Below are 11,971 nucleotides of genomic sequence, written 5' to 3'. Positions count from 1 at the left end.
TTGAGTTTTACAACTAAAGGCCAGTGGTCTTTCTCGTACGACGAAGACGATTTCATCGTCGCCAACCACCCCGACTTCGACAGCTCCACCAACGATGCCATATCCAACTATTTTGACGACGTGCGCAATATCCGCTCCACGGAATGGCTCATGTCGGAGTGGAGGGAGATCGAGAGGCATTATCCGGAGGAACCCAACGGCGTTTCCTTTAACGCGACCGTGGCAACACTTTCAGGCGTGGGCGAAGTGACCATCGAGTCGCAGTATGGTCAATTCGAGACGATCACACTCCCGGAATCAGAATTTCTCTGCGCTGTTCGCGCTTTCCGCGAGTTCCTTTCACCTGCCAGGAGTGACGGCTGAATCCGGCTCACCAAGCCAGGCCTGCCCCGCTGAGCCGCGCTTCAGGAGCAGCACATGACCCAGGACGTCATTGCCCTCACCCAGCAGATGCCGGACACAAGAACGCTGCTGGCCGCGCTCCACGCCGGCGGTCCCGATCTGCTCGTGAACCGGGCGGGCGACGGGTCCGTCGCTCAGTTGTGCACAGCCGCCGGGCAGGCACTGGTGTCACTCGAAGCACCCCGGTACCTCCAAGTGCCGGGTGAGGTGGCCAGGTTGCTCGGGCCGGACGTGCACGCGGAGTCGCCCGTGTGGTGGACCGAGGCGCGGGCGACCAGTTCTGTGGAGGGGGCCGCGCGGCTGGCCGGGTCCGTCGCCGGGCGGGTGGCCGCCGTGCACGGAGGCGACGTCTGGCCGCGCGAGGCCGGTCATACCGATCTCGTGGCGGATCTCGTCGATGTCGTCACGGAGGCGACTCCCATGGGCCTCGACCTGCTTACCGACAAGGCCGCAGTCGTCATCCAGGGCCGCCCCGTGATCGCTGCCTCGACCTGGCTGACCGACGTGGTGCGCAACGCGGCCCGCACCGGGCGCGAACTCCAGCTCGTCACCCCGCCCAGCACCCGGCTCACTTTCCCCGCCCGCACGCTGCTGGACGGGCTGCCCTCCCGCTGGGTCGTGAGCGACCCCGAGTGCGGGTACTACGACGGCCTCTCCGGATCCGTACTGCGCTGGCACGACGGGCGTTTCACCCACGCCTCCAACGACAGACCCCAGGTCGCGGACGCCTTCCGGCCCCGCCCCGGCACCGAAGGCGAACGGCAGCTGCTGCTCTCCATCCGTACGGTCCACCCCGCCGACGAGCATCTCGTCCTGGGCGGTGCCCTGGAACAGGCCTGGCGCACACTCACCGGAGCCCCGCCCGCCGGATGGGCAACCGCCGAACCTGTCAGCGTTCCCTGGTCACCACGGCAGTTGACCGACCTGGCCCGTACTCGCGCTCAGCAGTCCCTGCCCACCTGGGCCGTCGCGATCGGCTCCCCCGACCACCCGGCGATCGCCACCGTGCGCACCGCCCGCACCCACTTCGGCGTCGAGGAGCACATCACGCTGGCCGTCGGCTACCGCGCCGATCAGAACGCTCCGGTGGACGCCATGCCCGAGCTGGCCGAATCCCTGGCCGCCAGGCACAACCTCGCCACGATGATCGGCCAACTGCGCACCGCACGCGCGGATCTGACCACCCCCGCCCACCGCGAACCGCCCCCGGTGCCGCTCTCCTTCACCCTCGGCCCCGACGCCGTCGCCGATCTCGAAGCGGACCGCACTGCTTTCGCGCCCGTCCGACTCGGCCCGGCCACGCGGCCCGCCCTGCACTACACGCTCGGCAACGGCACCGACCCCAACGCCTGGCAGCGCCTGCGGCAGATCAACGACCATGTGAATGCCACCCGGCAGACGAACCAGGCAGGCGAGTCCGTGGCACGCACGGAAACCACTTCGGTGAGCTACGCAACGCCTCTGCATCGAAGGAACTGCTAGTGGGCTTCTGGATGGGAATCACCCGGCACGACAACGCGGAAATCCTGCAACTGCTCGACCACCCGGAAGGGCCGGACGCGGGCAGGGAGCGAGTTCGCAACGAGTGGAACTCCAACGACGACTGTTACCGGCCCGGATCCCTGCTGCGCACGCTGGAGTCGACGTACATCACACGTACCTGGGATGCGATCCACACACTGCTGACCGGGTGCGAGAACATCGACATGGTCGATTTCGCTCCCCCTACCGGTGAACCGCCTGCCTGCGACGTCATCATGGGAGGCCTCATCGTCGGGCGCCGCGGCGGCCATGGTCTGCGGATGAACAATCTCCTGCTGCTGATGCCGGACGAGGTCCGTGCCGTCGAACGATTCCTTCAAGGCATCGACCTGGACGAGATGATCCGGGAGCGCCGCGATCTGCTGGATGAGGTGTACGTGTACTCCTTCTGCACGACTGTCCGGAATGATGACGGCAGCGAGCACGAGTCAACCATGGCCGAAGACGGCAGCCTCGCCGACGACTTCGCAACCCTGCGCGACTTCTACGCCCGCGCGGCCGAAGCCGGAAACGCTGTGATCAAGGACATCTCCTGACCGGCCGCAGACTCTTCGGGAGTCAGTCCTGGCGGTGGCCCTCCTTGAGGATACGTACGAGGGCGGCCCACGCGGCGGGGGTGGTGCGGAGTACCGCTCCCGTGGGGTCGGCGGACTCGGTGAGGTCGACCGTGCCGGAGGCGGGGGCGGCTACGTGTATGCAGGACTCGCCCTCGCCGCAGTACGAGGACTTCTGCCACATGTGACTCGACAATTCGGATCCCTTCACAGGTTCTGGGCGACGGCGTGTATCAGGTCTCGCGACCCGGCAACGTCCAGGGCGAGCGACTCCAGACGGGCCAGGACCTGGCGGTATTTGTGGAGTTGGGCTTCGGTGTCCAGGAGGACGATGCCGTGTGCCTGATCCAGCTGAACGGTGTCCAGTTGCGGCACGGAGCCGTGTACGTAGTAGATGGGCTGGCCCGCCCCTGGGTATGCACCCGCCCTGAACGGGATCACTTGAATCGTGACGCGCTCACGCTCGCTCATGGTCAGGAGATGCGCCAGCTGCTGTCTGGCCACGGTCGGCCCGCCGAATTCCATGTGCAGAGCTGCTTCGTGGATGACCGCACGGTAAGGGGGCGGGTCCTCCCGGAAGACGGCGCTTTGACGCTTGATGCGAAAAGACAGGCGGTGCTCGACCTCCGGGGGAGGAAGAGCGGGAACGACCTGGCGGAATACCTCACGTGCATGGTCCGTGGTCTGGAGTAGCCCAGGCAGTCCGGCTGTATGCGAGGTGCGCAGCGCGGCCCCATGGTGCTCGATCTCCGCCAGGTCCAGCAGGCCGTTGGAGAGGGTCTCGCGGTACTCCTCCCACCAGCCGCGCTTGCGGTCGCCGGTCATGGCTGCCAGCGCATTGACCAACTCGTGGTCCGAGCAGTCGTAGTGGCAGGACAGTGTGCGCACCCGCTCGGCGCTGACACCGTAGCGGCCGGCTTCGATGTTACTGATGCGAGCCTGGTTGCCGCCGAGGAGCCTGGCGGCCTCGCCGGAGGAGCTGGCCGAGCGCGGACGGGGGCTGTACCTCGTCACGCTGTACGCGGAGCGCTGGGGCGCGTACCCGATGCGGGGCGGGCTGCCGGGGCAGGGCGGGAAGCTGCTCTGGGTGGAGTGCGCGGCCAAGACGCAGGGGGCCACCTGATCCAGCTCGGCTCCCGCCCCTCCCGAGGGCCTGCGTCGCGTGCCGCTCCAGCAGCGCCGGGAATTCCGCAAGGGATGGCGGGACGATGCCCGCGCCCGCCTCACGGAGTTCCGGTTACTGCCGTGCGAGTCCGGCCGGGTCGATCGCGAAGGGGAACGGGGGCATCGAGCCGGGTGACCTCGCCGGACAGGGCGGTCGTCTGCTCGACGTACCGGCCGTTCTCCAGCTCGGTGATGATGAGCCGGGGCGCCGGGTCGAATTCCAGGCGCCAGTAGTGCGGGATGGGCTTGAACTTCCGGTCCATCGTCTTGTTGCCGGGTGAGACCAGCTCGACCACGAGCTGAACGGCTTCGGCGTCGATGCTGACACCGTCGTCGACGGTCGCGCCCGCGTCGGCGACCACAATGTCCGGCACCACCAGGCCGGACGGCAGGGTCACGTTGATGGCCTCCAGGATCTCGACCGGTGCGCCGGCGGCGCGGGTCGCGGCGTCCATGGCCACGTGGAGCCGGAAGGACGCTCGTTGGTGGCGCAGGCCGGGGGCGGGGGACATCACCAGGGACTCCCCCAGCAGTTCGTACCGGACGCTGCGGTCTTCCGGCAGCGCGAGGACATCGGCGACGGTCCACGGCCCTGTGTGATCGGCTGCAACGCTCATTCCCTCCACCTCCTCATCCGCACAGCACTGCCAGTGTGGCCCGGACCGGTGCCGGGTGTCTTCTGGCAGGCCGTACGACGGTGGTCGTCACCCCCATTCTGCCGGGCAGGCGTGACGGCAAGAGCGCGATCCGGCCGAAGGAGCTTGATCCGGCGAAGGGGTGTGATCCGAGCCCCGCCCCTCCCCCGCCGACGGCCTACGCCGCGTACCGCTCCAGCCATGCCGGGAACTCCGCCAAGGACGACAGGACGACGTCCGCTCCCGCCGCCCGGAGTTCCGTCGCGTCGCCACGGGCCCGTGGTGACCGCGACCGAGAGGGCGTCGGCCGTGCGGGCGCCGCGTACGTCGCCGGTGTGGTCGCCGACGTAGATGTGCGCGCCGTGCTCGCGCAGGGCGTGGCCCTTGGCCCCGGCCCGCAGGCCGACCGTCTCCCAAAGGCCGTACCGCTCGGGCACGTCCCGCCACGGAGCACCAGCGCGGGTGCGCCAGCGTATGCCGGAGCAGCAGCTTGACCGGTGTCGCGCCCGGGTTTGAGTCCCGCACGTGGTACGCACCGAGCTCGTCCACGGGTACCAAGATCACGTTTACCGGATGCTCGGGCTTCAACAGTGTCGTGAACGTCACCCTGTACAAGGTGGTCAACAACCTTCCGGACACTGACTACACCCGGGCGGCGTTCACACAGTGCTTCGCGAGCAGCTCGTCGACTTCGACGGGCAATTGGTCCGATCACGGAGCCGGGGACTACTACTTCGTCGTCAATGATGGTGGCGGCGCGAGCGTGTCGGTCAAGTCGCTGACTGTCACCTACTGATCACACTGGCCTCGGCCCACTCCGCGCATGCGGAGTGGGCCGAGGGACATGTTCTGTCGATGAGGTTGTCTTCATGCCGTTGCACTACCAGTCCTGCACGTTCCGCTACAGCCGCAGGACACGCCCTGTCATCGACAGACTCGATCTGAGTTTCTCGCCAGGCAACACCGTGCTCCTGGGCCCCAACGGGGCCGGCAAGAGCACGCTGCTCACGCTCGGAGCGAGCGCGAGCGCCCCCCAGGGGGGAAAGGTCTGCTTCGGTGAGCTGCGGTCCACGAACAGCAGGACCCTGCACGACTACCGGCGCAAGGTGTCCTGGCTGCCCCAGCGGACTTCGTTTCTTCCGGGGATGACCTGCCACGAACACGTCGCCTACGTCGGCTGGCTCAAAGGGATGCGTGAGCGGGAAGCATGGCGTGCCGCCCCCGCAGCGATTGAGCGTGTCGGACTGACGGCGAAGATCAAAGACAAGGTCGGCACCCTGTCCGGCGGACAACAGCAGCGGCTGGCCATCGCCCAGGCATTGGTCCACGACGCGGAACTCCTTCTCCTGGATGAGCCTACGGTCGGCCTGGACCCCAACCAACGCCGCAGGTTCCACGACCTGCTCGTCGAACTCCGTGGAAGCGTGCACGTGATCGTCTCCACCCACGACATAGCCGACTTGCACCAGGCCTTCGACGAGGTCGTAGTCCTGGAGAACGGCACTCCGAGATTCCAGGGCGGAGTAGCGGAATTCGAAAGTCACGCCGCCTCCGAAAGCGTTCCAGGACGGCGTTTGGAGAGCGCGTACTCGGCTCTGCTGGGAGCTGTGGAACAGTGATCTCACTCGGGAACCTGCGCGCGTCCTCCACTCCCTGGCTGATTCTGCCGGCGCTCCTTTACATGGGCAGCTTCGTCGGGGGCGAGAACTTTTGGGGCGTCCCCAACTACGGCCCCGCGTCGGGTGAACTCGCCTCGTGGGGAATCACGGTGATCGCTCCGGCGGTGGCTGGAGCCGCCGCCTGGGAAGCCGGCCGCCAACGCAGTGTCGGAGACATCCGGAAAGTCAGCTCGCGAAGCACGGTGCGGCAGTGGTTCTGGGCAGTCCGGCCTGTCTTCGCGCTCCATCTTCTCCTCGTTGCCGGCGCCCTCATCATGGCCAGGCTTGCAGTCGGCGTCTGGCCGAGCGGCGCTGGTTTGCTCGCAGTCGGACACCTGCTGGTGCTCCCATGCGGCTGGATGGTCATTGGCTGGGTAGTTGGGCTGCTGTGCCCCCGCGCCGTAGCAGCACTGATTGCCGCAGTCGGCAGCTGGGTATGGCTGGCCGTTCCGCGCTCCATGAGCGCTCCCGCCTGGCGTCACCTGACCGGTTTCGCGACCGAAGGATCTACCCTGACCGACACCCTTGACCCGCTCGTCTACCTAGTTCCATGGCTGGTCACAGCAGGTCTCACAGTGGCCGTTGTCCTGCTGGCGGGGGTCCGCCGCAGGCCGTGGCTGCTCGCGGTCAGCGTGGCAGTGCTCGTAGCCACGCTCGTCACCGGCCGCAGTCTTGTGTCGGACTGGGGTTACAGCCCGCTGACCAATGCGCGTGTCGGCCACACCGTATGCGTCGGCAAGTCGCCCGCGCTCTGCCTGCCCGAGGAGTACAAAGAGAAGGCCGCGGGCCTACGCAGTGATTCCTTGCCTGCGCTGGAGGCGCTGCGAGCTGCCGGAGTACCCTCCCCACGAACCCTGCGGATGGCCTCTGACGACCTCGGCCTGAAGCCGGGCACCTGGCCTCTGTACTGGTCGCCGGAGAACTCTACCGAGCAATTCGAGATCGACCTCGCGCGGTCGGCCGTCACCGGCGTTGCCGCGCTCCATGGCGTGCGAAACTGCCGACAGCCGTATCTGGCCGATACATGGGCGCTGCTGGTCCTAGGTGTGGACGAGAGGAGCGTGCAGGCAAGCGTCCCTCCCCAGGACTGGACACAGGTACAGCGGATACGTGAGCTTCCGGCCGCGCAGCAGGCCAACTGGTTCACCAAAGCCGCTCAGGACCAGACGCACTGCGTGGTGGGTCAGACATGAAGATCTACTTCTCCGTCGTACGACGCTGGTGGACCGTGCCCGCAGCACTCGTTCTGCTGGCGCTGGTCTGCTGGGTGCTCGGTGGGACAGAAGTGCCCGTCCCCGGCTTTCTTGGCGGCATGGTCAGCATGCGCGTCCAGTACTTCACACCCCTCCTGGTCATCGGGGCCATCCTGTACTGCCTCGACCGCCGCCTCACTGCGCCGGAGATGACCGCGGTTGTGCATGTGGAGCGCCGGGACCTAAGCGCTGTGACGGCAGCTGTGGCGTTGTGCCACCTGCTCGGCCTCATCGTGGGCATGGACATCCCACGCAACCTGATGGTGCTCCTCGCCGTTGCCCTGATCGTCCGGAGGCTCAGTAACGAGGCAGCAGCTGGAGCCGCATGTCTACTCCTCCTGCTGGCCAGCGCCAGCCTCGGCCGCGCCTACCAGCCTTCCGGGCAACCTACTGGCGAGTGGTGGGCCCTCACCCTCTACCCATCCGAGAATCTGAGCGCTTGGACGGCGGCTGCCGTTCTGTTCGGATTGGGGCTGCTGGCATCCGGCCAGCGCCTTTCATCGACACGCTCATCCAGATGACCAGTCCTCCGCCCTCTCTGTCAGCCTTGGGTGGGACATCCCGTTCTGCGGGGTTGGCCTGAGAGGGCACGACAGGGAGAACCGTCCCTTGTGCCCAGTACAGAGCCCGTCGGGTCCGACCCGGCGCAACTGGAGTCTCTTGTCCTGTGCGACTACTCGGATGTCCTCGGCGACGTGTCGCTGACTCTGGACGTCTTCGTCCAGGATGCCGTCTCCCAGCAGCCGACCGAGCCGGAATTCGGTTCACGTTTCGCTGTTGAGGCGCAGACCGCGGTCCTGTATCCCGCAGTCAGTCCTGGCAGTGGCCCTCTTTGAGGGTACGCACGAGGGCGGCCCACACGCGTGGTGTGGTGCGGAGTATCGCCTCAGTGGGGTCGCCGGATTCGGTGAGGCTGACCGTGCCAGGGACGGGTGCGGCCACGTACACGCAGGAATTGCCCTGGGCACAGTAGGACGACTTCTGCCATACGGGAGAGGACATCTCGGATTCCTTCACAGGTCGCGGATGATGTTGTGGATGAAGTCCCTGGAAGTGTTGTGGTCCAGCGCGGTCGCTTCTATGCGGCTGAGCAGCACGCGGTATTTCTCCAGTTGGGCCTCGGCATCGAGGAATACAGGACCGTGGGACTGGTCCAGATTCACGGTGTCGAGCTGTGGCACCGACCCCAGGAAGTAGTAGATCGACTGGCCGGACCCGGCGAAGGTCCCTGCGGAGAAGGGGATCACCTGAAGAGTGATGTGATCCCGTTCGCCCATATCGAGAAGATGCTGAAGCTGCTTGCGGGTCACCTCCGGGCCGCCGAACTGCATGCGCAGCGCGGCCTCGTGGATGACGGCCTGGTGAGGTGTCGGTGATTCCCGGAACAGGACAGCCTGTCGCTTGATGCGGAAAGAGACGCGGTGCTCGATGTCGGGAGGTGACAACTCCGGTACGTCCTGGCGGAAGACCTCGCGCGCGTACTCCGCGGTCTGAAGGAGACCGGGGATGTGAACGGTCACGGCTGTCCGCAGCCGACGGGCGTGGTGTTCGACCTCCGCCAGGTCGAGGAGCGGCGCGGGAAGGATCTCCCGGTACTCCTCCCACCATCCGCGCGTGCGGTCATTGGTCATGTTCCCGAGCGCGGCGACGATGTCCCTGTCAGTGCAGTTGTAGTGGCAGGCCAGGGCACGTACACGCTCAGGGCTCACGCCGATGCGCCCCGCCTCCATGTTGCTGATCTGGTTCTGCTTGATACCCAGGAGTTGACCGGCCTGGGTAGCGGTGAGGCCTGCGCGCTCGCGAAGTTTGCGCAGCTCGGAGCCAAAACGGAGTTGGCGACCCGTCGGGTTGGTTCTCACGGGCTTGCTCGCCTCCTTGAGCGGCTGGTCACCCACAAGGGTGTCAGTTTATGGATTCGTCGAGATTCGGTTAACACGTTAACCGTGAATCGCTACCTTGGATCTCAGGCCACCCGCCCGGAAGTACCCCGCTCGACGGAGCGGCCTCGTCACCGGGCAACTCGAAGTGCATCCTTCAACTTCCCTCCGTGAACGGAGACTTCCATGGTCGGTTCCACGGTATCCCCGCCCTGGACATACACACTCCAACTCCCACAGGATCCCCGCGCCCCCGGCGTCGCCCGTGCCACCCTCCGCAACGTCCTGCGCGTGCACGGCATGCCCGAACTCACCGAGACCGCCGAACTGTTGGCCAGCGAGCTGGTCACCAACGCCTACCTGTACTCCTCGGGGCCGTACTCCCTCCGCCTGCGCGACGCCGGGCACGGCCGGGTACGGCTGAGCGTCTGGGACACCGATCCGCACATTCCGGCGCCGTTCCGCTGGAGCGCCGAGGCGCCGGAGGAGCTGGCCGAGCGCGGACGGGGGCTGTATCTCGTCACGCTGTACGCGGAGCGCTGGGGCGCGTACCCGATGCGGGGCGGGCTGCCGGGGCAGGGCGGGAAGCTGCTCTGGGTGGAGTGCGCGGCCAAGACGGACGACGCTCCGTCGTACGGCGCCCGGTGAACCCGCATCCCGCACCCGGCACCGGCTCCCTCGTCGGGGGGATCGCGGACGGGGGTGGGTCTACGTCCCCATGACGTAGGCGTTCCAGATCCGGAGCGGGAAGACATTGCCGCGCCCCGAATCGGGTCCGCCCACGCCCTGCATTCCCAGCAGTTGAGGGGTGCCCGGCTTGCTGCGGAACATCGTGACGGCCGTGGTCAGCCCCTTGGTGTGGCCGATGAACCAGGCCGACTTCATCCGGTCGTCCTCGCCGGTCGCGCCTGCCGAGACGTCGTCGGCAGCCTTGGGCCCGGCCAACATGGCGAACTTCCCGTCCCGACCCAGCCGCGTCCAGGCCACCATCCCCAGGGTGTTGTTCACATCGTTGGCTACCGAGGCGTCCATCGCGCGCCGCAGCTCGGGCTTCCCGAAGCCCTCGACCGCCTCGCCGTCCCGGGTCACCCTGGTCACCGAGTAGGGATCGGCCCTCATACCGTCGTTACTGAAGGCGGTGTACGCGTCCGCCATCCTGACCGCGCTGGGTGTGGACGTGCCGAGGGGAAAGGACTTGTCCAGGCGGGCCAGACTCTCCTCGTGCAGCCCGGCCGATACCGCCAGTTCCTTCACCTTCTTCAGCCCGATGCCCTTGCCGAGCAGCACGAAGGTTGCGTTGGACGACTTGACCAGCGCATCGCGCAGGGGCGTCGGCGCCGTGACCATCACCTGGCCGGGACCGGCACCCGGCGGGGTGGGAAGCGCCGCGTACGGGCCGTCCTTGATCAGACGCCCCTCACTGTCGTAGCCGCTGTCCAGGGTGATCCCGTCGCCGTGCTGAAGGGCCGCTGCCAGCACGAAGGGCTTGAAGGCCGAGCCGACGGGGACGCCCGCGGTGTCGGCGTTGTTGGTGAAGTGGGTGACCGCGTCGGCTCCGCCGTACACCGCGACCACGGCCCCGTCGGACCGCACGGATGCGGCGCCGACCTCGACGTACTTGTCCTCGGGACGCTTCTTGGGGTCGAGGTCGCGCTTGCGCACGCTCCGCACGGCCCGTTCCAGCTGCCCCACCCTGGCCTTGTCGAACGTGGTGTGCACCCGGTAGCCGCCCCGGAAGAGGTCCTTGTCAGTGAGGCCCGAGCGCTTCTTGATGTACTTGTTGGCGATGTCGACGAGATAGCCGGTCTGGCCGCCGAGGCTGGTCGGCTTGGCGGCCGGCCTCGGCTCGGGGAACTTCTGGTACGCGGCCCGCTCGGCCTTCGTCATCGTGCCGATCTCCACCTGCCGGTCGAGGATCCACTCCCAGCGGTCGACGGCTCGTTCGTGGTTGCCTTTGCCGCCTGCGGGGTCGTACTGCTCCGCCCCCTTGAGCAGGGACGCGAGCAGCGCCGCCTGGCCGGGATCGAGGTCCTTCGCGGGGATTCCGTAATACGCGTGCGCCGCTGCCTGGATGCCGTAGGCGCCGCGGCCGAACCAGCTGGTGTTCAGATATCCCTGGAGAATCTCCTCCTTGCTCTGCTTGTTGCTCAGCTTCAGCGAGATGAAGAACTCCTTGAACTTCCGGGTGGCCGACTGCTCCTGGCTGAGATAGGTGTTCTTCACGTACTGCTGGGTGATGGTGGAGCCGCCCTGGGTCTCACCGCCTTTGACCATGCTGACGGCCGCGCGGGCGATCCCCTTCGCCGATACGCCCGAGTCGGAGTAGAAGGTCTCGTTCTCGGCGGCGATGACCGCGTTCTCCACCGAATCGGGTATGTCGGCGAGCGTGACGTTCTGCCGATCGACCGCGCCCACGCTCACCATCTGGCTGCCGTCCGCCCAGTAGTAGACGGTGCCCTGCCTGCGCGCCTCGGCGTTCTCGTCCGGGATGTCGACGGATGCGTAGACCACGGCGAACAGCCCGGCCAGCGCTCCGGATCCGAGCAGGATCCCGCTCAGCGCCTGCCGCCACGAAGGGGCCCAGCGGCGCCAGTTGCTTCTCCCCCGGCGGGGGTAGTCGACACGAAGCCCGCGAAGGCGGGTCGGGCGGATGGGGCGTCGGGCCATGCTCCGGCTCCTCGTTCACCGTCCCGCACCGGTGCGGTGCGGACTTGTGAGAGGAGATGTTCCGGATCGCGATCGGGTTGTCTCGGAGCCCCGTCCGACACGGGTGGCGAACCGAGGACAGAGCACAGCGGCCGTCGGCAGCCAGGTGGATTGAGGTCGTCAGCCCGCCGCGGGAGCGTCCGGAGGCATGGCCGCCCGGCACTCAGTGAATCTGCCTCG

General features: G+C 67.1%; 15 protein-coding genes and 1 pseudogene. 9 read left to right on the top strand and 7 right to left on the bottom strand.

The window, feature by feature from the left end; genetic code table 11:
- From ABZY11_RS00485 to ABZY11_RS00475, 3 genes are read left to right on the top strand one after another with little or no spacing between them, the layout of a single operon-like run.
- Nucleotides 1-363, top strand: a complete 363-nt coding sequence (locus tag ABZY11_RS00485; protein WP_356476971.1) for a hypothetical protein — start codon at nt 1-3, stop codon at nt 361-363.
- Between the two features lie 54 nt (nt 364-417).
- The gene (locus ABZY11_RS00480) at nt 418-1,884 is read left to right on the top strand and encodes a DUF6177 family protein (RefSeq protein ID WP_356476970.1); all 1,467 of its coding nucleotides are present in this window, start codon (nt 418-420) and stop codon (nt 1,882-1,884) included.
- Entirely contained in the window at nt 1,884-2,480 is a 597-nt protein-coding gene (locus tag ABZY11_RS00475) for a DUF1877 family protein (protein WP_356476969.1), read from the top strand. The genes ABZY11_RS00480 and ABZY11_RS00475 overlap by 1 nt, the downstream gene beginning before the upstream one ends.
- 22 nt (nt 2,481-2,502) lie before the next feature.
- Here the strand turns inward: ABZY11_RS00475 and ABZY11_RS00470 are convergent, their stop codons facing one another.
- Nucleotides 2,503-2,694 (bottom strand): DUF397 domain-containing protein, encoded by a 192-nt coding sequence (locus ABZY11_RS00470; protein ID WP_356476968.1) that lies wholly within the window; start codon nt 2,692-2,694, stop codon nt 2,503-2,505.
- Nucleotides 2,695-2,705: 11 nt separating this feature from the next.
- Complete coding sequence (locus tag ABZY11_RS00465; protein WP_356476967.1) at nt 2,706-3,386, bottom strand: DUF5753 domain-containing protein; 681 nt, start codon at nt 3,384-3,386, stop codon at nt 2,706-2,708.
- 43 nt (nt 3,387-3,429) lie between these two features.
- Between ABZY11_RS00465 and ABZY11_RS00460 the strand changes: the two genes are divergently transcribed.
- Nucleotides 3,430-3,621 carry a hypothetical protein gene (locus tag ABZY11_RS00460; RefSeq protein ID WP_356476966.1) on the top strand — a complete coding sequence of 64 codons (192 nt, stop codon included), beginning with the start codon at nt 3,430-3,432 and terminating at the stop codon, nt 3,619-3,621.
- A 100-nt stretch (nt 3,622-3,721) separates the two neighbouring features.
- On the opposite strand, the gene ABZY11_RS00455 is transcribed toward ABZY11_RS00460, so the two are convergent.
- Nucleotides 3,722-4,279: a Uma2 family endonuclease gene (locus ABZY11_RS00455; RefSeq protein WP_356476965.1), complete on the bottom strand. Its 558-nt coding sequence runs from the start codon at nt 4,277-4,279 to the stop codon at nt 3,722-3,724.
- Between the two features lie 196 nt (nt 4,280-4,475).
- Nucleotides 4,476-4,692 (bottom strand): annotated as a pseudogene (locus tag ABZY11_RS00450) (HAD hydrolase-like protein); the annotation flags it as partial.
- 200 nt (nt 4,693-4,892) lie between these two features.
- Between ABZY11_RS00450 and ABZY11_RS00445 the strand changes: the two are divergent.
- The 4 genes from ABZY11_RS00445 (at nt 4,893) to ABZY11_RS00430 (ending at nt 7,729) form a co-directional block, all read left to right on the top strand.
- Nucleotides 4,893-5,093: a hypothetical protein gene (locus tag ABZY11_RS00445; RefSeq protein ID WP_356476964.1), complete on the top strand. Its 201-nt coding sequence runs from the start codon at nt 4,893-4,895 to the stop codon at nt 5,091-5,093.
- A gap of 73 nt (nt 5,094-5,166) precedes the next feature.
- On the top strand, nt 5,167-5,916 hold the full coding sequence (locus tag ABZY11_RS00440) for an ATP-binding cassette domain-containing protein (protein ID WP_356476963.1): 750 nt from the start codon (nt 5,167-5,169) through the stop codon (nt 5,914-5,916).
- A gap of 62 nt (nt 5,917-5,978) precedes the next feature.
- Nucleotides 5,979-7,148, top strand: a complete 1,170-nt coding sequence (locus ABZY11_RS00435) for a hypothetical protein (protein ID WP_356476962.1) — start codon at nt 5,979-5,981, stop codon at nt 7,146-7,148.
- Nucleotides 7,145-7,729, top strand: coding sequence for a hypothetical protein (locus ABZY11_RS00430; protein ID WP_356476961.1), 585 nt, complete (start codon nt 7,145-7,147; stop codon nt 7,727-7,729). The genes ABZY11_RS00435 and ABZY11_RS00430 overlap by 4 nt, the downstream gene beginning before the upstream one ends.
- A 289-nt stretch (nt 7,730-8,018) precedes the next feature.
- Here ABZY11_RS00430 and ABZY11_RS00425 read toward each other — a convergent pair whose 3' ends face one another.
- Both ABZY11_RS00425 and ABZY11_RS00420 read right to left on the bottom strand, forming a co-directional pair.
- Complete coding sequence (locus ABZY11_RS00425) at nt 8,019-8,210, bottom strand: DUF397 domain-containing protein (RefSeq protein WP_356476960.1); 192 nt, start codon at nt 8,208-8,210, stop codon at nt 8,019-8,021.
- An 11-nt stretch (nt 8,211-8,221) separates the two neighbouring features.
- Complete coding sequence (locus tag ABZY11_RS00420) at nt 8,222-9,067, bottom strand: helix-turn-helix transcriptional regulator (protein WP_356476959.1); 846 nt, start codon at nt 9,065-9,067, stop codon at nt 8,222-8,224.
- A gap of 204 nt (nt 9,068-9,271) precedes the next feature.
- On the opposite strand from ABZY11_RS00420, the gene ABZY11_RS00415 reads away from it, so the two are divergent.
- A complete protein-coding gene (locus ABZY11_RS00415) occupies nt 9,272-9,733 on the top strand; it encodes an ATP-binding protein (RefSeq protein WP_356476958.1) in 462 nt (153 codons plus the stop codon).
- Between the two features lie 60 nt (nt 9,734-9,793).
- Here ABZY11_RS00415 and ABZY11_RS00410 read toward each other — a convergent pair whose 3' ends face one another.
- Nucleotides 9,794-11,752, bottom strand: coding sequence for a transglycosylase domain-containing protein (locus ABZY11_RS00410; protein WP_356476957.1), 1,959 nt, complete (start codon nt 11,750-11,752; stop codon nt 9,794-9,796).
- Nucleotides 11,753-11,971: the final 219 nt, after the last annotated feature.

This window comes from Streptomyces sp. NPDC006510, from assembly GCF_040611955.1.
In the GTDB taxonomy this organism is placed as follows: domain Bacteria; phylum Actinomycetota; class Actinomycetes; order Streptomycetales; family Streptomycetaceae; genus Streptomyces.
The sequence above is the reverse complement of the archived record's forward strand: the minus strand, read 5'-3'. Positions and strand labels throughout refer to the sequence as shown.